The following is a 19601-nucleotide window of genomic DNA, read 5'->3' on the forward strand; positions in this document are numbered from 1 at the left end:
AAGGGCGGCGAAAGTCGCCCTTGCTATTTCACCTTCAAAGTCCGGTGGCCGGTGTATTTGAACGGTTCCATGCCAGCGCGAGCAAGCTCGTCCGCGCGTTCGTTTTCCGGATGCCCGGCATGACCCTTGATCCAATGCCAGTTGACCTTGTGCGGCTTGCGCGCTTCATCGAGCGCCTGCCACAGTTCGGCATTCTTGACCGGTTTTTTGGCTGCTGTTTTCCAGCCATTGCGCTTCCAGCCTTCGATCCAGCCGGAAATGCCGTCGCGCACATAGACCGAGTCCGTATAAAGATCGACTTCGCACGGTTCCTTCAACGCCGAAAGGGCCGAGATGGCTGCCATCAACTCCATGCGGTTGTTGGTGGTGTCGGCTTCGCCGCCCTTCAGTTCCTTGACATTGCCATTCCAGCGCAGGATGGCACCCCAACCGCCGGGCCCGGGATTGCCTGAGCACGCACCGTCCGTAAAAGCTTCAATTCGCTTCACGCAGCCGCTCCCCGCTGCTCAAGGCCATATTCGGCGGCGGTTTCGATCTGCCGGTGGAAGCGCATCTTGCGCACATATTCCATCGGGTCCTTCTTGACCACGAAACTGCCTTCCGGAACGTTCAGCCAGTCGTAAAGTCGGGTCAGCATGAAGCGGATAGCCGCCCCGCGCGCCAGAACCGGGAGCGCATCAGCTTCCGCCGCAGAAAGCGGACGAACCGAGGTATAGCCGCGCAGAAGCGCTGCGCCCTTAGTGCGATTGAAGGAAAAATCCTTTTCAAAACACCAGGCGTTCAGGCAAACGGCAACGTCGTAGGCCAGAATATCCGTGCAGGCAAAATAGAAGTCGATGAAGCCCGAAAGCCTGTCGCCAAGGAAAAAGACATTATCCGGGAAAAGATCGGCATGGATCACGCCCTGCGGCAGATCGGCAGGCCATTTCTTTTCAAGGAAATCAAGATCAGCTTCCGCCTCGCGGACAAGACCCGGCTCTACCATATCGGCGCGCTCACGCGACAGGTTCCACAACGGGCGCCAATCGGGAAGCGTCAAGCCATTGCGGCGGCGTAGCGAAAAATCGGCGCCCGCCAGATGCATATGGGCCAGCCCTTCACCAACCGCTTCGCAATGTTCAACCGTTGGGCGGCGCATCCACATGCCTTCGAGGAAAGTAACGACCGCGGCAGGCCGTCCGGCAAGCTCGCCGATTGTCGTGCCGTCACGGCGGACCACCGGCTGCGGACATTCAAGGCCCCGGCTTGCCAGATGCTGCATCAGGCCGAGGAAAAACGGCAGGTCTTCGCGATTGGTGCGCTTTTCGTAAAGCGTCAGGATGAACGAACCCGACGTGGTATGCAGAAGATAGTTGGAGTTTTCCACCCCTTCCGCAATGCCTTTGTAAGATGTCAGTGTGCCGATATCGTACTGCTGCAGGAAGGCGCCAAGTTCGATTTCATTGATATCCGTGTAGACGGCCATGCCGCTTATTTCCCTTATATGTCCTTGGGCATCAGTTTTGGAATGCCAACCACCCGATGTTCCCCATTGACGAACGCCATGTCCTGCACAGTCAGTTCCACGTCGCGAATTTCACGATTCACAAGGAAATTTTCGGTTTCAACCGTAGTTTCCGCCAGTTCGATCTTCACATTGAAGCGTGCCTTGAAAGCATCGATGATTTCATCGACGATGATTTCAGGCGCTGACGCCCCTGCCGACAGGCCCACCACCGATATGTCTCCGATGCGGTCCCATTCAATATCGGCGGCACGCTGAACCAGCATCGACATGCGCGCGCCCGCCTTTTCCGCTACTTCAACCAGACGCTTGGAATTGGAAGAGTTCGGCGCACCGACGATCAGAAACAGATCGCATCCCGGCGCGGCGGAACGTACCGCATCCTGCCGATTGGTCGTGGCATAACAGATCGACTCCGCAGCGGGGGCCGACAGGTTCGGAAAGCGCGCCTGCAATTCTTCGATAATGCCTGCCGTATCATCGACGGAAAGCGTCGTCTGCGTCACAAAACCGAGATTGTTCTCGTCATCGAAATGGCAGTTGCGCGCATCCTCAACCGTTTCGATCAGCGTCACTGCACCGTCAGGCAATTGCCCCATGGTGCCGATCACTTCCGGATGGCCGGAGTGGCCAATCAGAATGACATGGCGGCCGAGACGCTGATGGCGCATGGCCTGTTTGTGCACCTTGGAAACAAGGGGACAGGTTGCATCGAGATAGAACAGGTTCTTGGCTTCCGCGTCGGCTGGCACCGATTTCGGCACTCCATGAGCGGAAAACACCACAGGCTGGTCACGATGCTCCGCCGGGATTTCATCCAGTTCCTCGACAAAGATCGCGCCGCGCGATTGCAGGCCCTCGACGACATAGCGGTTGTGCACGATCTCATGGCGTACATAGACCGGCGCGCCATATTTCTTCAGCGCCAGCACGACAATCTGGATCGCCCGGTCCACCCCGGCGCAAAAGCCGCGTGGGCCGCAAAGGCGGATTTCCAGTGGTGGTCGCTGATCGATCATGAAGCGTGCTCGCAAAGTTAAGCTTGAAAGTCAGACTGGGAGTTGGGCCGCAACGCAGCCATTGTCAACCCCTCACCCCTCTTCGTCTTTCTTCTCCCTGTCCGGGACGGAAAGCCGGTCGCCACTTTTCCTGTGATAGCGATAGCGCCACAACCACGTTCCGACAACCCCCAACAGGGCCAGAGCAAGGCCATACCACGTCGCAGCATATTGCAGATGGTTGTTGGGAAAGTCGATAATCGTCACGCCACCGATGGGTAGACCACCCGGATTGGGCTTGTTGTCGGCATCAATGAAGAACGGCACGACCTCATCCAGATTTGGCAGGTCAGCGCTTTCTGCCATCGCAGTCCAGTCTTTCCAGTAGAAAATATTCTTGGACGTATCATTGTCGGGCAGAAAGAAGCCCGGCTTCGCTGACAACGGATCACGAGCAAGACCAGTCACACTGACCGGACCATCGACCTGCCCTTCGATACGCGTCGTCGGATCTTTTTTCTCGTATGGAACAAAGCCGCGATTAACCAGAACGAAGCGCCCGTCCTCCAGCATCAGCGGCGTATAGACATTGTAACCGGCGGCCCCGTCATGCGTGGCGAGAAAATGCCGCTCACCCTGATGCATGAAGGTGCCCGAAACAGTCACCGGACGATACTCGACTGTTCCTTCCTGCTTGTACACTTTCTCCATTTCGGAAAGCGGCAATGGCGGTTCATGAATGCGCTGTTCAGTTGAAGCGATAAGCGCTTCCTTCCACTGCAGACGTTCGACCTGCCATGTGCCCAACGCCAGCAAAATGACGAGCGCGATGGCAGACGCAATGACGATGCCCCACGGGAAACGGCGCGTTGTGTGTTCCAGCGTCATTTGTTGCTGTCCAGACGCCCCTGCTCGGCTTTATGGCGATATTGCATATTGATGAGAATGCCCTTGGCCCATCGCATGGCTACAAGGCTGAGAAGGATCGCGAGCGGCACCCACAATATGAAATGCACCCAGAGAGGCGGCCCGACATTTACTTCCATCCACAACGCAAGACCGACGACGATGAAACCGATGATAAGAATGACGAATGCCGCGGGCCCGTCGCCGGAATCGGCAAAAGAGTAGTCCAGTCCGCAGGTCTTGCAACGCGGGGCGACCTTCAGAAAGCCATTGAACAGTTTTCCTTCGCCGCAGCGGGGGCAGTGCCCGGCAATGCCACTTTTGATCGGATCGACTGCGGGATAGATATTCTGGTCCGGCATCAGTTTTCCCCTTTTCGTCATTCGATAAACAAAAGGCGGCCATGTCGCCAGGGCCGCCTTTCGAACACGTGATCCAACGATCAGCCGGCGTGCATCGGCGCGCCCCAGCCACCCCATACATAGATGGCGAAGAAGAGGAACAACCAGACCACGTCAACGAAATGCCAATACCAGGCAGCGGCTTCGAAACCGAAATGCTGTTTTGGCGTGAAGTCACCGCCAATGGCACGGAAAAGGCAGACCAGAAGGAAGATCGTCCCGACGAGAACGTGGAAGCCGTGGAAACCGGTCGCCATGAAGAAGGTCGCGCCGTAGATGGAGTCCTTGAACGCAAACGGAGCGTGAATGTACTCATATGCCTGGACGAAGGAGAACAGGACACCCAGAGCAACAGTAATCGCCAGGCCGGTGATCATGCCCTTGCGGTCATTATGCAACAGCGCGTGGTGAGCCCAGGTCAGGGTCGTGCCCGACAGAAGCAGGATCACGGTGTTGTAGAGCGGCAGATGCAGCGGATCGAGAACCTCGATGCCCTTTGGAGGCCAGACGCCGCCCGTGAATGTGGCACGCGCTACCTGATGCACTTCATTCGGGAAAAGGCTCGCATCGAAGAATGCCCAGAACCATGCCACGAAGAACATGACTTCCGAGGCGATGAACATGATCATGCCATAGCGCAGATGCAGCGATACGACACGGGTATGGTGTCCCTCATGCCCTTCCTTGATCGTATCCGACCACCAGCCATACATGCAGTAGAGCACAATCGCGAGGCCGATGAAGAAAATCCATGGCGTCACCACGTTGAGACCAAAGAACGGCAGTTCACCGGCATTGATGTAACGCATCCAGGCAATACCGCCGACGGCCAGCACGAATGCACCCACAGAGCTCAAAAACGGCCAAGGGCTGGGCGCGATGATATGATAGTCGTGATTTTTCTGATGGACGTCGGCCATGTCTCTCCCCGTAAATCCCCTTAGGGACTCCTCTCTCGTACCTTCATGCTTAAACCCCTGAAGGGGTTCCAAGCAAGTCTGTCTGTGACAAGCGGTATTTCGTATCAGAATAAAACCGCTTCATTCTTTTGTCTTTGCGGCATTATGTGCCGCGCTCGATTTCAGCTTCCGTTGGTTGAAATCTCGGCCTTGGCATTTGCCACGGGCTTCGGCTTCTCGATCGGAAAGAATGTATAGGAAAGCGTGATCGTCTTGACGTCCTTCAGATCAGGATCATTCACGATCTCCGGATCGACAAAGAACACAACCGGCATTTCCAAGTCTTCACCGGGCTGCAAAGTCGTGTCCGTGAAGCAGAAGCATTCCACCTTGTTGAAATAGGCCCCTGCCCGCCCCGGCGCGACATTGAAGCTCGCGCGGCCATAGGTCGGCTCGTTGAACAGATTGCGTCCTTCGTACTTGATCATCATCGTTTCGCCGATACGAACCGTGACCTCGCGCTGCACGGGCTTGAAATCCCATGGCAGCCCGTTGGCGGTATTCGCATCGAAACGCACCTTGATGGTCTTGTCGAGGATGGTATCCGAATATTGTTCGACACGCTGTGTCGTGCCGCCATAGCCTGTCACTTGGCAGAAAATGCGGTAAAGCGGAACAGACGCATAGGCTGCACCGATCATACAGACAAAGAAAGACAGGCAAGCAAAAGCAATCGTTGCATTGGAACGCTGCTGCTTTTTCAGCTTTTGATCCTTCTCCTGCAGATCCGCCATTTTCTCCTCCCAGATAATATTTTAAAGCGGTCGTACCAGAATATTGGCGCCGAGTTTCGCAATCGTGCCGACATAGACAAGAAGCACGAACAACACCAAGGCGATTGCCAGCCCCCAGGAGCGATTGCGCTGAGCCCGTTTCTGCTGTTCCGTCGGAACGATCAATTCCAGCTTGTTCTCCACCGGATTCTGTACGGTTTTATCCATCAGACCACTCCCAAGGCGACCAGCGCCTTCATTACCAGCGCCTCGACAAGCAGCACCGCAAACACTCCCGACAGGTAAAGCAGCGAGAAGCGGAACAGCTTGCGGGCGGCCGCCAGCATTTCAGGCTGCGATCCGGCAACCCACATGCGCCATGCGTAATAGACGAAAGCCAGCCCAAGCAGCGAGGCAATCGCGCCATAAACAGGACCCGCGAAGCCAAGTACCCAAGGTAGAACACCGACCGGCGCCATGATGAGCGCATAGAACAGCGCCTGACGCCGGGTCGAAAGCTCACCCTTTACGTTAGGCATCATTGGAATGCGCGCCGCTTCATAATCATTGGCTGCAAAGAGCGACAATGCCCAGAAATGCGGCGGCGTCCACAGGAAGATAATCATGAACAGGACAACACTGTCCCAAGTGATTTCGCCTGTCGCAGCCGCCCAGCCGATCATCGGAGGGAATGCACCAGCGGCGCCGCCGATGACAATGTTCTGCGGTGTCGAGCGCTTGAGCCACATCGTATAGATGACGGCATAGAAGAAAATCGTGAAAGCGAGCAGCGCGGCCGCCAGCCAGTTGACCATCAGGCCGAGCGTGATGACGGAAAAGGCGGAGAGCGTCAGGCCGAAAGCCAGAACCTGATTGGGCGCAATAATGCCTGCCGGAATGGGCCGGTTACGCGTGCGTTTCATCACAGCGTCGATATCGGCATCATACCACATGTTCAGCGCGCCGGACGCGCCAGCACCAACCGCGATGCACAGGATGCTGATGACAGCAAGGACAGGATTCATATGTCCCGGCGCGACGACGAGACCGACCAGCCCGGTGAAGACCACAAGGGACATCACCCGGGGTTTCAAAAGAACAAGGTAATCGCGCGCAGTCGCCTCGGAGAGAGCGAGCGCATCGTCAGTACCTGCGTTTTTTTCCACCAGAGACATTTAATTACAAAAACCTCAAATTCACCGGTCCGAACCCCACGCCCCTACAGCGCGGATCGGCACAATCACAACAAAATCCTCCCGGAAACCGTTCTGTTCCCGCCGGAAAATGTCGTACTCGATGGCCGACTTTAGTCTACCGGCGACGGGCGGAACAGAATGCTGTCCGCCCATAGCACATTTTGCAAGGAAGGGCGAAGTCTTTTCCGGACTCCGCCCAACGCACGATTACTTGATGCGCGGCAGCTGTTCCCACTGGTGGAACGGAGGCGGCGATGAAAGCTGCCATTCCAGCGTGGTTGCTCCTTCGCCCCATGGATTTGCGCCCGCTTCGCGCTTCTTCGCGAATGCCTCGAAGACATTGTAGAGGAAGATCAGGACGGCGAAGCCAGAAATATAGGAGCCGTAGGACGACACCATGTTCCAACCCGCATAGGCATCCGGATAGTCGATGTAACGACGCGGCATGCCGGCAAGACCAAGGAAGTGCTGCGGGAAGAAGACCAGGTTCACACCAACGAAGGTGACCCAGAAGTGCAGCTTCGCCGTGAACTCGTTGTACATGTAGCCGCTCATCTTCGGGAACCAGTAGTACCAGCCCGCAAAGATCGCAAACACCGCACCCAGCGACAGAACGTAATGGAAGTGAGCCACTACGTAATAGGTGTCATGCAGCGCACGGTCGAGACCGGCATTGGCCAGCTGAACGCCCGTTACACCGCCAACGGTGAACAGGAAGATGAAGCCGATCGCCCACAGCATCGGTGCGCGGAAGGTGATCGAACCGCCCCACATCGTCGCAATCCATGAGAAGATCTTGATGCCCGTCGGAACCGCGATGACCATCGTCGCGAACACGAAATAGCGCTGCGTGTCGAGAGACAGACCAACCGTATACATGTGGTGCGCCCAGACAACGAAGCCGACGACGCCGATGGCGACCATGGCGTAGGCCATGCCGAGATAACCGAAGATCGGCTTGCGCGAGAAGGTCGATACGATGTGGCTGACGATGCCGAAGCCCGGCAGGATCAGAATATACACTTCCGGGTGTCCGAAGAACCAGAACAGGTGCTGGTAGAGGATCGGATCGCCACCGCCGTCCGGCGTGAAGAAAGTCGTGCCGAAGTTGCGGTCGGTCAGCAACATGGTGATGCCACCTGCCAGAACAGGCAGCGAAAGCAGAAGCAGGAACGCCGTTACCAGCACGGCCCAGGCAAAGAGCGGCATCTTGTGCAGCGTCATGCCCGGTGCGCGCATGTTAAGGATCGTGGTGATGAAATTGATGGCACCGAGGATCGACGACGCGCCGGAGATGTGAATTGCCAGAATGGCGAAGTCCACCGCCGGTCCAGGCTGACCCGAAGTCGACAGTGGTGGATAGAGCGTCCAGCCGCCGCCAGGACCCCAGCCACCTGCCGGACCCGGCATGAACAGCGAGATCAAAAGCAGAAGCAGCGCAGGCGGCAGAAGCCAGAACGAAATGTTGTTCATGCGCGGGAACGCCATGTCCGGCGCGCCGATCATCAACGGCACCATCCAGTTGGCGAAACCACCGATCAGCGCAGGCATGACCATGAAGAAGATCATGACAAGCGCATGCGCCGAGGTGAACACGTTGAACATGTGCTTGCCGGCATCAAGGGCCGCATCGCCCTCAACACCATAAACCATCTGTGCCAGACCATGGAAAATCTGGATACCCGGCTCCTGGAGTTCGGCGCGCATCGCAATGGACAGGGCGCCGCCGATGATGCCGGCGATGATTGCAAAAATCAGGTACAGGGTACCGATGTCTTTATGATTGGTCGAGTATACCCAACGAACCCAGCCGTGCGGCTTGTGATCGTCGTGGGCACCATGCTCGTGAGCTGCTGTGCCAGCCATGGAATTCGCTCCCGTTTTTCAACAGTCTTGGCGTTCGGGATCTACAGACCCGCCGCAGCCACCTTATCGTTTGCGCCACCTTCAACAGCGGCCTGAAGCGCCTTGTTCGCGCCATTCAGATCCGATCCCGCAGCGGCGATCCAGGTCTGATACTGCTCTTTCGAGACAACGCGCACGGCGATCGGCATGAAGCCATGATCCTTGCCGCAAAGCTCGGAGCACTGGCCGTAATACAGGCCTTCCTTGTCCGCCTTGAACCATGCCTCGTTGATACGGCCCGGAACAGCATCCATCTTCACGCCGAAAGCCGGAATGGTCCAGGAATGGATCACATCGGCGGCGGTGACGAGGAGGCGAACCGTTTCCCCGACTGGAACCACGACTTCATTGTCGACGGCCAGAAGACGCGGATAACGCGCATGATCCTCTTTTCCGGCAGCGGCGCGATCACCATCCTTCAACAGAAGAGAATCGAAGCTAACCGGATTATCGACCTGATATTCGTAACCCCAATACCACTGATATCCCGTGGCCTTGACCGTCAGCGTTGGATCCTCAGGCGAATATTGCGCCGTCAGAAGCTGGAATGACGGAACCGCCAGGAACAACAGAATGATGACCGGCCCGATGGTCCAGATCACCTCAATAGCGGTATTATGGCTGGTTTTGGACGGCTCGGGGTTTGCACTTGCGCGGAAGCGAAGCACGACCCAGACCAGCAAAAACAGAACCAGCAGGGTAATCGGAATAATGAACCAGAGCGTATAGCGCTCAAACCAATGAATCTGTTCGGCAATCCCAGTCGCTGCGTCCTGAAATCTCCATTCCCAGGGACGTGGCTGGTCCGCAAAAGCGGCACCAGTCGTCCACAGCACTGCAAGAGCGCCGCCGAAGGCGCCCTTCGTTGTGGCAACAATCTTATCCACCAGAACTCTCTCCCTTTTCGCCCTTTCGAGCTGGACGCCGGACGTTAAAGACGGCCGCATCCCCCGTCGGCGTTCAAACCACACCTTAGCGCACACCGCAAGGAAGGCGAATATGTTCCTGTGCGGCATTTTTGCGCGCAGCCCCATGAGAAAGAGCGAATATTCAAGTTTATTCGGTTTAACAGAAGCGTCCGCTTCCTCCGCGAAAACTTGGGAAAACCGCAGGAAACCCATAATGAAGCCATGATTTGACAAGACGTTTCCTTTAACGTGCCGCGTGACAATCGATGCAACAGACGGTATCACCGTTGCTATGATGGCCAGGACCGACAAACGCCCGTCACGGCGCTTTTCATGGCCAATGCAGCGCGTTAACGTCCCGGTGATTCGATCTGGAGATTTCATGACTTTTCGCATGCCTGTCCGCCGCACGATCAGCCAGCGCCTCGCAATTCTTGCAACAGGCGCCAGCATGGCCCTCGCCGTTGCAACGCTTCCCACGGTTGCGCAGCAAGCACCGGCGCAGTTACAAACCCCGCAAGAGGCTCCTGCGGCACAGTCGCAGGCGGCTCCGTCCAGCCCGCAGCAGAGCGGCAAGCTGAAGTCGCAGCACGGCGCCTGGTCGGTTCTCTGTGACACGCCCGCTGGCGCAAAGACTGAACAATGCGCGCTGATCCAGAACGTGGTCGCGGCAAAGCGCCCCGAGCTCGGCCTTTCGGTTGTCGTTCTCAAAACCGCAGACAACAAGGCCCGCATCCTTCGCGTTCTGGCGCCGCTTGGTGTCCTGCTGCCCAACGGGCTTGGCCTCAATGTCGACGGCAAGGATATTGGCCGCGCCTATTTCGTCCGTTGCTTTGAAGATGGCTGCTACGCCGAGGTGATCCTGGAAGACGATCTCCTCAAGACGCTGCGCTCGGGCAAGGCTGCCACCTTCATCGTCTTCCAGACACCGGAAGAAGGCGTGGGCATTCCCGTCGATCTGAAGGGCTTCGGCGAAGGCTTCGACGCCCTCCCTTAAGAACTACCGATATTCCGGCGCTGGCGACACAGGGTTTTCGCCTCGCCATCACCAGAATCTCAACAGTACTGCATCGCGTAGTTGTTCTCAACCGATTTAAGGCTTACATCCTGCAGCAAACACATGCTGCAGGATGTATTTTTATGAAAAGCCTGATCGACAGTTTCGACGCACCTCGCGACGACATCGAGCGCCTTGTCGCCCAAAGCCTGAAAGGCAGCGATGATGGCGAACTCTTCGTGGAATACCGCGAAGCCGAGGCGCTCGTTTTCGACAATGGCCGTCTCAAGACCGGCTCTTTCAATCAGGATCAAGGCTTCGGCTTGCGTTCGGTCGCTGGCGAAGCCATTGGTTATGCCCATGCGGGTGATCTTTCGCTCGCCGCCTTGAAACGCGCTTCCGATGCCGTTTCGGCGACTTTGAAGGGCTATGGCGGAAACTACTCCGCGGCACCTGCCGGTACCAATCGTCATCTTTATACGGACGAGAACCCCATCGGTTCACCGACATTCGACGCCAAAGTGCAACTGTTGCAGCAGATCGATACCTATCTGCGCGCCAAAGACCCCAAGGTGAGACAGGTTTCCGTCTCGCTGGCAGGCTCATGGCAACAGGTCGAAATATTGCGCGCCGACGGTCACTTCGTGCGCGATATACGGCCCATGGTGCGCCTTAGCGTGTCCGTGGTGGCGGGTAATGGCGATCGCCAGGAATCAGGTTCGCATACGGTTGGCGGGCGCAAAGGGTTTGGCGAATTCGTCACGACCGAAAGCTGGCAGCACGCCGCGGACGAAGCGCTGCGTCAGGCGCTCGTCAATCTGGACGCCATCCCTGCCCCGGCGGGTACATTCGACATCGTCCTGGCGAACGGCTGGCCGGGCGTGATGCTGCATGAAGCGGTTGGGCATGGGCTGGAAGGCGATTTCAACCGCAAGAAGACCTCTGCTTTTGCTGGTTTGCTTGGACAGCAGGTTGCCGCCAAGGGCGTGACGGTCGTCGATGACGGCACGATTGCCGAACGTCGCGGATCTCTCACCATTGACGACGAAGGCACGCCGACCAATCGCACCGTACTGATTGAGGACGGCAAACTCGTCAATTACATGCAGGATCGCCAGAATGCGCGCCTCATGGGCATGGAAGCAACCGGCAATGGGCGCCGTGAATCGTATGCCCATGCGCCAATGCCACGCATGACCAACACCTACATGCTTTCAGGCGACAAGACGCCTGAAGAGATCATCGCCTCGATGAAAAAAGGCATCTATGCGGTTTCCTTCGGCGGCGGTCAGGTGGATATCACATCCGGCAAGTTCGTGTTCGGCTGCACGGAAGCCTATATGATCGAGGACGGCAAAGTCGGCGCCCCGATCAAGGGCGCGATGCTGATCGGCAACGGACCGGATGCGATGAAACGTATTTCGATGATCGGCAATGACATGAAGCTCGATACGGGCAGCGGTAATTGCGGCAAGGGCGGGCAATGGGTGCCGGTCGGCGTCGGACAGCCACATCTGCGCATGGATCAGGTAACAGTGGGCGGCACGGCTGTATAGTCAAGCCGTCACGCCCCGGGCTGATGCGCATTTGTCAGCCTTATCTTGCTTGCGAAAAAGGGCAGTAAAGTGCAGGTTACCGATACGGCAGCATGGCGACGTTCATTGCCGCGCCGATCTGGAGAGAGAAATGCCTCAATCGCCCTATGACTGGACGGGCAAGCAAACGGAAAAGCGTGACCGGCAAAGGCGGGTGCTGGTCGCGACGGCCATCGTCATGGGTGCGCTCATCCTCGTCCTTGGCATGGTGGATGGCCTGCTGATCCTGCTAGGCTGACATGCTGTCCATCTATAAAACTGATTGCAGAGAAATAGAGCACTGACGAGCCACTGCCAACGGCAGAGCGGTTCCTGTTTTAACAGAATCGTCGGAGCCGCTCTTTGTATTTTCGCCTTAACCTGCGGGATCAGAAATCAGTTCGGTGGACTGATTTCCTCGAAATGCTTTAGATTCCCGGCTCTTCTTCCAGCAAACCGGTTACAAAATCGAACAGTCCCGGGCGGCGGTCGCGGCGAAGACGTTCGGCCTCGATGATTGACTTGATCGCGGCAAAGGAGCGGTCAAGGTCTTCATTGATGACGATGTAATCGTACTTCACCCATTTCTGGATCTCGAAGCGGGCATTCTGCAGGCGCGTCTCAATAACTTCCGGTGTGTCTTCCGCACGACGGTTCAGGCGCTGCTGCAGTTCGCGCATGGTGGGCGGTAAGATGAAAATCGAAACCACATCGGCTGGCATCTTCGCTTGGAGCTGATCGGCGCCCTGCCAGTCGATGTCGAACAGCATGTCCTGACCATCGGCCAGAGCAATCTCGGCAGTTTCACGAAGCGTGCCGTAGAAATTGCCGTGAACTTCGGCCCATTCGATCAGTTCGTCATTGTCGCGCAGGCGTTCAAATTCGCGGATCGTCTTGAAATGGTAGTGAACCCCTTCGATCTCGCTCGGGCGGCGCTGGCGCGTCGTCACGCTGATCGACAACGAAAGGTTCATCTTCTTGTCTTCCAGCAGCAGCCGGGCGATGGTCGATTTCCCGGCCCCGGAAGGCGACGAGATCACCACCATCAAGCCTCTGCGTGCGACGCCATTTTCAACCGAAGAGATGGCCATGATACCTGTTACTCCAGATTTTGTACTTGTTCGCGAAACTGATCCACGACCGCCTTCAGTTCCAGACCGATGGCTGTGATCGACGCCGCATTCGATTTGGAACACAGTGTATTTGCTTCACGATTAAATTCCTGTGAAAGAAAGTCGAGCTTGCGCCCAACGGGACCGCCATCAGCCAGAAGCTTGCGAGCGGACGCCACATGAGTTTCCAGCCGGTCAAGTTCCTCCTGAATATCAGCCTTGGTCGCCAGAAACGCCGCTTCCTGATAGAGCCGCGCTTCATCGAGTTCACGCGCGGCATCCAGCAACAGAGCCACCTGACCGGCGAGGCGGACTTTGATCGCGTCGGTGCTGCGTGACGGATCACGGCGGGCGCTCTCGGTCAGTCGCTCGATAGTATCGATATGCGCGGACAGAATGGCAAAAAGAGCCTTACCTTCCTGCTTCCGGGCATCCGCAATCGCCTTGAGCGCCTCTTCAAAACTTGAGACGATGGCAGCTTCCAAAACGCCGCGTTCATCTTCGTTGTCAGCCACCTGCACCTGGTCGATAATGCCACGCAGCGAAAGAATGCCATCTACGCTCGCAGGCGCGAGACCGTGCCTGGCCTGTAAATCTGCACCCAGTTCGAGGACCTCGGCGAGCATCGCCTGGTTGATGGTGAAACCGGCCTGAGCTTCACTGCGTTCCACGCTGAGGCTTGCTTGAAAATTCCCGCGTGAAAAATGGCGTGCCAGCATTGAGCGGACCGGGTGTTCGGCCGCTTCCAGACCTTGCGGGAGGCGCAGCCGGAGGTCGAGCCCCTTGCCGTTGACGGAACGCACTTCCCAGACAATGCGCACGTCTCCGCCGTTCACGGTGTGCTGCACGGCATGGCGTGCAAATCCGGTCATGCTTTGGAGCGCCATGCATCCATCCCCTCAACTCAGGTCCGCAGTGATGCGGATTTACTCAACAACCAAACCGAAGCCGACATTTGCCGCCGGCTCCGGTTAAAACAAACTCACCAGAGGCCTCTCTACTGTCCGGCGCTCTGATTTGGAACGCTGCCATTATTCCTCTGCTGTTCCACGGAACGCCATTTGCGAACATTGGCATTGTGTTCCTGCAGCGTCTTGGAGAACACATGGCCACCCGTTCCATCAGCGACGAAGTAAAGGTCTTCCGTATCCAGCGGGTTGGCCACAGCTTCCAGCGCGGCTTTGCCCGGATTGGCAATCGGCGTCGGCGGCAGACCGTTGATCACATAGGTGTTGTAAGGCGTAGGCTTCTCGATGTCCGACTTGAAGATGGGTCGGTCAGAAGGCTTGCCAGCCCCACCGAACAGACCATAGATGATGGTCGGATCGGACTGGATCCGCATGCCCTTCTTCAAGCGGTTCACAAAGACGGAGGCTACGTGAGGGCGCTCGGAGGCGATGCCGGTTTCCTTTTCCACGATGGAGGCCAGCGTCACGAATTCGTTCTTATCCTTGACCGGCAGGTCAGGATTACGCTTCGCCCAAGCTTCGTCCACGAGCTTCTTCTGGGAGGCAACCATACGTTCGATGATTTCCGAACGCGTCGTGCCGCGCGTGAAATTCAGCGTATCGGTGAAAAGCGAGCCTTCCGGCGGCATGTCCTTCGGCATGTCGCCAACAAGAATCGGATCAACCGAAATACGGTCGAATATCTGCTTCACCGTCAGACCTTCGGGTATGGTCAGCGGATACATGATGGACTTGCCGCTGATGAGAATATTCATCACGTCGCGCATCGTCGCACCGGCGGGGATAGCGTATTCGCCCGCTTTCAGATCATTTTCATGTCCGAGCGTGCGCATACCATAGCGGAAGATGCGCGCATCGCTGACGATCTCGCGGTTTTCCAGGCTGTTGGAGACTTCAGCGATACCAGCGCCGCGCTTGACGAGAAATGTCGTTTCAGTCGCGAGCGGGCCGGGAGCGTCAAACTGCATCTTGCCGAAATAGAACAGGGCAGACGCGCCGAGCAAAACCAGCACGACCAGCGACAGCATGAAATTCATGAAAACCACGATCTGGCTGCGCGCATGGCGCGAACGCTTGCGCGGCGGCGGCGTTCCCGGCTCGGGGCGCAGCGCTTCAGACGCGGATTTGGGCACGAACGGCTTTGAAGTCGCGTTCGTTTCCTGCGTTGCGCCCGTTGGCTGCTCGTCCGCGGGCGGTGTTCCGGATGGTGCCTCTGAATTCACTCAATCACCTCGGTCCAGAGCTCTGAATAGTTAAACCAAACTATACGAAAAGCTCCGTCTGTCTATTTTGGCGCAGCCTTCCGACATCCCCGTCGAATGCCCGCCCAGAACGGCTATGCACTTGATTTCCTCAGAGCGGGTAAAACTCTTCGGAGTTGTGACTACACTAACCGCTGTTCGCGATTTTAAACATCGCATCCGGTTATAATTTGGCAAAAACGCGGAGAAATCCCCGCGTTTTTTAAATCTGAGATTTTATTACGGCGATATAGCTCAGGAATATCGGCGCAGGATCAGCGAAGCGTTGGTCCCGCCGAACCCAAAGGAGTTCGACAGAGCCACATCGATCTTGCGTTCACGGGCCTTATGCGGAACCAGATCGATCTTCGTGGAGACCGCCGGATTGTCCAGATTGAGCGTCGCAGGCGCAATGTTGTCGCGGATGGCAAGTGTCGAGAAAATTGCTTCGGCAGCACCGGCGGCACCCAGCAGATGACCGATGGACGATTTGGTCGACGACATTGAAACCTTCGATGCGGCGTCACCGACCACGCGCTCGACAGCGCCCAGTTCGATCGTATCGGCCATGGTCGAAGTGCCATGCGCATTGATGTAATCGATCTGGTCCGGCGTGATTCCGGCGCGCTTGATGGCCATTTCCATGCAGCGCTGCGCGCCCTCGCCGTTCTCGCTTGGCGCGGTGATGTGATAGGCATCGCCGGAAAGGCCATAACCGATGACTTCGGCATAGATCTTCGCGCCGCGCGCCAATGCGTGTTCTAGTTCCTCGAGAACCACGACGCCAGCACCTTCACCCATGACAAAGCCGTCACGGTCTTCATCATATGGACGGGATGCAGCGGTCGGATCGTCGTTGCGTTTGGTGGAGAGCGCCTTGCAGGCAGCGAAACCTGCAAGCGAAATACGGCTTACGGGAGATTCCGTACCGCCAGCGACCATCACATCCGCATCGCCGAAAGCGATCAGGCGGGCAGCATCGCCAATGGCGTGCGCGCCGGTCGAGCAGGCGGTGACGACGGCGTGGTTTGGACCGCGCAGATTGTGCTTGATGGAAACATGACCGGAAGCCAGATTGATCAGACGGCCGGGAATAAAGAATGGCGAGATGCGTCGCGGGCCCTTGTCGCGCAGCGTGTAACCCGCTTCGACAATGCCTTCGATGCCGCCGATGCCGGAGCCGATCAGAACACCAGTGCGAACCTGGTCTTCATCGCTTTCGGGATGCCAGTCAGCATCGTCCAGCGCCTGATCGGCAGCGCCGACGGCATAGACGATGAAGGGATCAACCTTGCGCTGTTCCTTCGGCTCCATATGGAGGTCGGCATTGAAGGTGCCATTTGTGCCATCGCCAACCGGAATGCGGCAGGCAATCTGGCAGGCCAGATCATCAACGTCAAATTCCGTGATGCGGCGAGCACCGCTTTCACCGGCAATAAGACGCTTCCAGGTCTCTTCGACACCGCTGGCAAGCGGCGACACCAGACCAAGACCGGTGATGACGACACGCCTCATATCCACCCCTTAAAACTCTGTTATGTCACGAGCACCGCGCCCCGCAGGCTTTAACCGGCAGAACAGATGTCCGGGCCTGACTGGAAGGGATGATGCTCCAATTGTTAAAACGGAGCCTGCCACATTGAACGCGATCTCGACCAACGCTCGGGCAGATTCAGGCCTTGAACGGCCTTCATTCATATGCGTCCCGGTCGCGAAGACGAAAGGCACGACCAAAGACAAGCAGGGCCGGGATTCGCGAGAACCCCAGCCCAATGCTCAAGTTCAGATTAGGCGGAAGCCTTGTCGATGAACTTCACAGCGTCGCCGACCGTAAGGATCGTTTCGGCAGCGTCGTCAGGAATTTCAACGCCGAATTCTTCTTCGAAAGCCATGACCAGCTCGACCGTGTCGAGGCTGTCTGCGCCGAGGTCATCGATGAAGCTTGCGCCTTCCGTGACCTTGTCGGCATCTACGCCCAGATGTTCAACAACGATTTTCTTGACGCGCTCTGCGGTATCGCTCATGTCGGAACCTCGACCTGTGTGTTTGTTGCTCTGCCTTGGTTAGCGGCATGCAGGATTGTAATCAAGTTATAAGATGTCTGCCAAGTTTCGAGCGAAGCCGCCCGGACAGTCATCCTGTGGATATTCCTTTCGGAACAGGATCGCAGCGCTTCTACTCAGAATGCCGCAATTCTCGATGGGCGCATTACCATGCTTCTTGAGCAAGGCAAAGCGCCTTTTCCTTCTCCACCCCCCGTATTAAGGCATTTTATACCATAATTGAGGGGAGAAGGAGGGTTAGATCATGGCCATGCCGCCGTTGACGTGCAAGGTCTGGCCGGTCACATAGGCCGCCTCATCGCTTGCCAGATAGACAACCGCAGCCGCAATATCACCGCCAACGCCCATGCGCTTCATGGGGATATTGCTCATGATCGCATCCTTCTGCTTTTCATTCAGCTTGTCGGTCATGGCCGATTCGATGAAGCCGGGAGCGATGCAGTTCACTGTAACATTGCGGCTGGCGATTTCCTGTGCCAGCGACTTGGAAAAACCGATAAGACCGGCCTTCGATGCGCAGTAATTCGCCTGACCGGGATTGCCGGTGACGCCGACGATGGACGTGATGTTGATGATGCGGCCATTGCGGCGGCGCATCATTGGATGGGTCAGTTCACGCGTCAGGTTAAAGACGGACGTCAGGTTGACGTTAAGAACAGCATCCCAGTCCTCGTCGCTCATGCGCACGAAAAGACCATCACGGGTAATGCCGGCATTGTTGACCAGAATGTCGACGCCGCCCATTTCCTCTTCGGCCTTCTGGCCGAGAGCCTTTACAGCTTCGCGGTCGGAAAGATTGGCCGGAAAGATGAAAGTGCGCTCGCCAAGTTCAGCGGCAAGCTCTTTCAGCTTTTCCTCACGCGTGCCGTGCAGGCCGACGATTGCCCCCTGCGCATGAAGTGCGCGGGCAATCGCTTCACCAAGACCGCCGGTCGCGCCGGTTACCAGAGCCTTGCGGCCAGTCAGATCAAACATGCGAAGTCCCTTTTAAGCGTTGAGGGCGTCGAGCGCCGCTTCGATTTCTTCCGCTGAACCAACGGCTGCACCGGACACATCCTTCGAGATGCGGCGCGCCAGACCAGTCAGAACCTTGCCCGAACCTACTTCATAAAGCGAGGTCACGCCATTGGCTGCGAACCATTCCACCGTTTCGCGCCAGCGCACCTGGCCCGTAACCTGCTCGACCAGCAGATCAGCAATCTCATTGGCATCAGTGACCGGTGCTGCGCGCACATTGGCGATAAGTGGCACAATCGGATTGCGCTTTTCGACCAAGGCGAGCGCTTCGCGCATGGCGTCAGCAGCAGGCGCCATCAAAGTCGAATGGAAGGGCGCGGACACCGGCAGCATGATTGCGCGCTTTGCGCCCTTTTCCGACGCCAGTTTTGCAGCCAATTCGACCGCAGCCTTGGAGCCGGAAATCACCAGCTGGCCGCCGCCATTGTCGTTGGCGATCTGGACCGAGCCGGAAGCTTTTGCTTCCGCGCAGACGGCTTCCACATCGCCATGTTCGAGACCAATGATTGCAGCCATCGCGCCTTCACCGACGGGAACAGCCTTCTGCATCGCATTGCCGCGAATGCGCAGGAGACGTGCCGTATCGGCAAGCGAGAATGTCCCGGCCGCGCAAAGTGCCGAATATTCGCCAAGCGAGTGCCCGGCGACGTAGGAAACCTTGTCCTTCAGCGAAAAGCCGCGCGCTTCCATGACACGCAACACGGCCATCGAGACGGCCATCAGCGCCGGTTGGGCATTGGCGGTCAGGGTCAGCACATCTTCCGGCCCATCGAACATGGTAGCGGAAAGCTTTTCGCCAAGCGCCGCGTCCACTTCATCAAAGACGGCGCGCGCTTCTGCAAACTGCTCTGCCAGAGCCTTGCCCATGCCCACAGCCTGGCTGCCCTGCCCTGGAAAAGTGAATGCTACCGCCATGAAAGCCTCTTTCATCTTTGCAATTAAAGCGCGTTTCGATCTGACTGAATCAGAACGGCGCCCTAATTTTTATTATAACGCGCATCTTATCCGAAAACCGTTTCACACTTTTCAGGATGCGCTCCAATTGCGCAATTTGGCGCGATGTGCCCCAGCGCGGGCAGCAAAGTCAAGTATTTCCCGGTTTTTGTGCCGTTTGCGCCTTGCAAAGCCGGGGAAAAACA

The 19601-nt window shown here is 57.1% G+C and carries 21 protein-coding genes; 3 read left to right on the forward strand and 18 right to left on the reverse strand.

Annotated elements, in window-relative coordinates; all coding sequences use genetic code 11:
* Positions 1 to 23: 23 nt before the first annotated feature.
* From rnhA to coxB, 11 genes are all read right to left on the reverse strand, one after another.
* The gene (rnhA, locus tag AC0TNJ_RS06790) at positions 24 to 488 is read right to left on the reverse strand and encodes a ribonuclease HI (RefSeq protein WP_473770657.1); all 465 of its coding nucleotides are present in this window, start codon (positions 486 to 488) and stop codon (positions 24 to 26) included.
* Complete coding sequence (locus tag AC0TNJ_RS06795; protein ID WP_473770658.1) at positions 485 to 1465, reverse strand: homoserine kinase; 981 nt, start codon at positions 1463 to 1465, stop codon at positions 485 to 487. Before AC0TNJ_RS06795 ends, rnhA begins: the two co-directional genes overlap by 4 nt.
* Positions 1466 to 1479: 14 nt before the next feature.
* Positions 1480 to 2523: a 4-hydroxy-3-methylbut-2-enyl diphosphate reductase gene (ispH, locus tag AC0TNJ_RS06800; protein ID WP_473770659.1), complete on the reverse strand. Its 1044-nt coding sequence runs from the start codon at positions 2521 to 2523 to the stop codon at positions 1480 to 1482.
* 72 nt (positions 2524 to 2595) lie between these two features.
* Positions 2596 to 3390, reverse strand: a complete 795-nt coding sequence (locus tag AC0TNJ_RS06805) for an SURF1 family protein (protein ID WP_473770660.1) — start codon at positions 3388 to 3390, stop codon at positions 2596 to 2598.
* Positions 3387 to 3770 carry a DUF983 domain-containing protein gene (locus AC0TNJ_RS06810; RefSeq protein WP_473770661.1) on the reverse strand — a complete coding sequence of 128 codons (384 nt, stop codon included), beginning with the start codon at positions 3768 to 3770 and terminating at the stop codon, positions 3387 to 3389. Before AC0TNJ_RS06810 ends, AC0TNJ_RS06805 begins: the two co-directional genes overlap by 4 nt.
* A gap of 80 nt (positions 3771 to 3850) precedes the next feature.
* The gene (locus tag AC0TNJ_RS06815; protein ID WP_122003220.1) at positions 3851 to 4729 is read right to left on the reverse strand and encodes a cytochrome c oxidase subunit 3; all 879 of its coding nucleotides are present in this window, start codon (positions 4727 to 4729) and stop codon (positions 3851 to 3853) included.
* A gap of 161 nt (positions 4730 to 4890) precedes the next feature.
* Entirely contained in the window at positions 4891 to 5502 is a 612-nt protein-coding gene (locus tag AC0TNJ_RS06820; protein WP_473768683.1) for a cytochrome c oxidase assembly protein, read from the reverse strand.
* Between the two features lie 21 nt (positions 5503 to 5523).
* Complete coding sequence (locus tag AC0TNJ_RS06825) at positions 5524 to 5709, reverse strand: hypothetical protein (protein WP_122003218.1); 186 nt, start codon at positions 5707 to 5709, stop codon at positions 5524 to 5526.
* Positions 5709 to 6656 (reverse strand): heme o synthase, encoded by a 948-nt coding sequence (locus tag AC0TNJ_RS06830; protein WP_473770662.1) that lies wholly within the window; start codon positions 6654 to 6656, stop codon positions 5709 to 5711. Before AC0TNJ_RS06830 ends, AC0TNJ_RS06825 begins: the two co-directional genes overlap by 1 nt.
* Positions 6657 to 6884: 228 nt before the next feature.
* Positions 6885 to 8543, reverse strand: a complete 1659-nt coding sequence (ctaD, locus tag AC0TNJ_RS06835) for a cytochrome c oxidase subunit I (protein ID WP_006466231.1) — start codon at positions 8541 to 8543, stop codon at positions 6885 to 6887.
* A 41-nt stretch (positions 8544 to 8584) separates the two neighbouring features.
* The gene (gene coxB / locus AC0TNJ_RS06840) at positions 8585 to 9469 is read right to left on the reverse strand and encodes a cytochrome c oxidase subunit II (protein WP_122003216.1); all 885 of its coding nucleotides are present in this window, start codon (positions 9467 to 9469) and stop codon (positions 8585 to 8587) included.
* A gap of 403 nt (positions 9470 to 9872) precedes the next feature.
* Here coxB and AC0TNJ_RS06845 point away from each other — a divergent pair, with 403 nt between their 5' ends.
* The 3 genes from AC0TNJ_RS06845 to AC0TNJ_RS06855 all read left to right on the forward strand — a co-directional run bounded on the left by AC0TNJ_RS06845 (position 9873) and on the right by AC0TNJ_RS06855 (position 12320).
* Entirely contained in the window at positions 9873 to 10487 is a 615-nt protein-coding gene (locus AC0TNJ_RS06845) for an invasion associated locus B family protein (protein WP_473768686.1), read from the forward strand.
* Positions 10488 to 10630: 143 nt separating this feature from the next.
* Positions 10631 to 12043, forward strand: coding sequence for a metalloprotease TldD (gene tldD, locus AC0TNJ_RS06850; protein ID WP_473770663.1), 1413 nt, complete (start codon positions 10631 to 10633; stop codon positions 12041 to 12043).
* 130 nt (positions 12044 to 12173) lie between these two features.
* Complete coding sequence (locus AC0TNJ_RS06855; RefSeq protein WP_162997383.1) at positions 12174 to 12320, forward strand: hypothetical protein; 147 nt, start codon at positions 12174 to 12176, stop codon at positions 12318 to 12320.
* A 169-nt stretch (positions 12321 to 12489) separates the two neighbouring features.
* Here AC0TNJ_RS06855 and gmk read toward each other — a convergent pair whose 3' ends face one another.
* The 7 genes from gmk to fabD all read right to left on the reverse strand — a co-directional run bounded on the left by gmk (position 12490) and on the right by fabD (position 19377).
* Complete coding sequence (gmk, locus tag AC0TNJ_RS06860; protein ID WP_122003213.1) at positions 12490 to 13152, reverse strand: guanylate kinase; 663 nt, start codon at positions 13150 to 13152, stop codon at positions 12490 to 12492.
* 8 nt (positions 13153 to 13160) lie between these two features.
* Positions 13161 to 14060 carry a YicC/YloC family endoribonuclease gene (locus AC0TNJ_RS06865; RefSeq protein ID WP_122003212.1) on the reverse strand — a complete coding sequence of 300 codons (900 nt, stop codon included), beginning with the start codon at positions 14058 to 14060 and terminating at the stop codon, positions 13161 to 13163.
* Between the two features lie 110 nt (positions 14061 to 14170).
* The gene (gene mltG, locus AC0TNJ_RS06870) at positions 14171 to 15364 is read right to left on the reverse strand and encodes an endolytic transglycosylase MltG (RefSeq protein WP_473770664.1); all 1194 of its coding nucleotides are present in this window, start codon (positions 15362 to 15364) and stop codon (positions 14171 to 14173) included.
* Positions 15365 to 15637: 273 nt separating this feature from the next.
* Positions 15638 to 16897 carry a beta-ketoacyl-ACP synthase II gene (gene fabF, locus AC0TNJ_RS06875; protein ID WP_473770665.1) on the reverse strand — a complete coding sequence of 420 codons (1260 nt, stop codon included), beginning with the start codon at positions 16895 to 16897 and terminating at the stop codon, positions 15638 to 15640.
* Between the two features lie 272 nt (positions 16898 to 17169).
* Positions 17170 to 17406, reverse strand: a complete 237-nt coding sequence (locus tag AC0TNJ_RS06880; protein WP_002963616.1) for an acyl carrier protein — start codon at positions 17404 to 17406, stop codon at positions 17170 to 17172.
* Between the two features lie 276 nt (positions 17407 to 17682).
* Entirely contained in the window at positions 17683 to 18420 is a 738-nt protein-coding gene (gene fabG / locus AC0TNJ_RS06885) for a 3-oxoacyl-[acyl-carrier-protein] reductase (protein WP_122003210.1), read from the reverse strand.
* A 12-nt stretch (positions 18421 to 18432) separates the two neighbouring features.
* On the reverse strand, positions 18433 to 19377 hold the full coding sequence (gene fabD / locus AC0TNJ_RS06890) for an ACP S-malonyltransferase (RefSeq protein WP_122003302.1): 945 nt from the start codon (positions 19375 to 19377) through the stop codon (positions 18433 to 18435).
* Positions 19378 to 19601: the final 224 nt, after the last annotated feature.

It is taken from the genome of Ochrobactrum sp. PL_is483 (assembly GCF_055816855.1).

What these genes read in the sequence shown, in the direction of transcription:
- AC0TNJ_RS06795 (WP_473770658.1), bottom strand. Translation starts at nt 1,465, where the DNA reads ATGGCCGTCTACACGGATATCAATGAAATCGAACTTGGCGCCTTCCTG.
- ispH (WP_473770659.1), bottom strand. Translation starts at nt 2,523, where the DNA reads ATGATCGATCAGCGACCACCACTGGAAATCCGCCTTTGCGGCCCACGC.
- AC0TNJ_RS06805 (WP_473770660.1), bottom strand. Translation starts at nt 3,390, where the DNA reads ATGACGCTGGAACACACAACGCGCCGTTTCCCGTGGGGCATCGTCATT.
- AC0TNJ_RS06810 (WP_473770661.1), bottom strand. Translation starts at nt 3,770, where the DNA reads ATGCCGGACCAGAATATCTATCCCGCAGTCGATCCGATCAAAAGTGGC.
- AC0TNJ_RS06815 (WP_122003220.1), bottom strand. Translation starts at nt 4,729, where the DNA reads ATGGCCGACGTCCATCAGAAAAATCACGACTATCATATCATCGCGCCC.
- AC0TNJ_RS06820 (WP_473768683.1), bottom strand. Translation starts at nt 5,502, where the DNA reads ATGGCGGATCTGCAGGAGAAGGATCAAAAGCTGAAAAAGCAGCAGCGT.
- AC0TNJ_RS06825 (WP_122003218.1), bottom strand. Translation starts at nt 5,709, where the DNA reads ATGGATAAAACCGTACAGAATCCGGTGGAGAACAAGCTGGAATTGATC.
- AC0TNJ_RS06830 (WP_473770662.1), bottom strand. Translation starts at nt 6,656, where the DNA reads ATGTCTCTGGTGGAAAAAAACGCAGGTACTGACGATGCGCTCGCTCTC.
- ctaD (WP_006466231.1), bottom strand. Translation starts at nt 8,543, where the DNA reads ATGGCTGGCACAGCAGCTCACGAGCATGGTGCCCACGACGATCACAAG.
- AC0TNJ_RS06845 (WP_473768686.1), top strand. Translation starts at nt 9,873, where the DNA reads ATGACTTTTCGCATGCCTGTCCGCCGCACGATCAGCCAGCGCCTCGCA.
- tldD (WP_473770663.1), top strand. Translation starts at nt 10,631, where the DNA reads ATGAAAAGCCTGATCGACAGTTTCGACGCACCTCGCGACGACATCGAG.
- AC0TNJ_RS06855 (WP_162997383.1), top strand. Translation starts at nt 12,174, where the DNA reads ATGCCTCAATCGCCCTATGACTGGACGGGCAAGCAAACGGAAAAGCGT.
- gmk (WP_122003213.1), bottom strand. Translation starts at nt 13,152, where the DNA reads ATGGCCATCTCTTCGGTTGAAAATGGCGTCGCACGCAGAGGCTTGATG.
- AC0TNJ_RS06865 (WP_122003212.1), bottom strand. Translation starts at nt 14,060, where the DNA reads ATGGCGCTCCAAAGCATGACCGGATTTGCACGCCATGCCGTGCAGCAC.
- fabF (WP_473770665.1), bottom strand. Translation starts at nt 16,897, where the DNA reads ATGAGGCGTGTCGTCATCACCGGTCTTGGTCTGGTGTCGCCGCTTGCC.
- AC0TNJ_RS06880 (WP_002963616.1), bottom strand. Translation starts at nt 17,406, where the DNA reads ATGAGCGATACCGCAGAGCGCGTCAAGAAAATCGTTGTTGAACATCTG.
- fabG (WP_122003210.1), bottom strand. Translation starts at nt 18,420, where the DNA reads ATGTTTGATCTGACTGGCCGCAAGGCTCTGGTAACCGGCGCGACCGGC.
- fabD (WP_122003302.1), bottom strand. Translation starts at nt 19,377, where the DNA reads ATGGCGGTAGCATTCACTTTTCCAGGGCAGGGCAGCCAGGCTGTGGGC.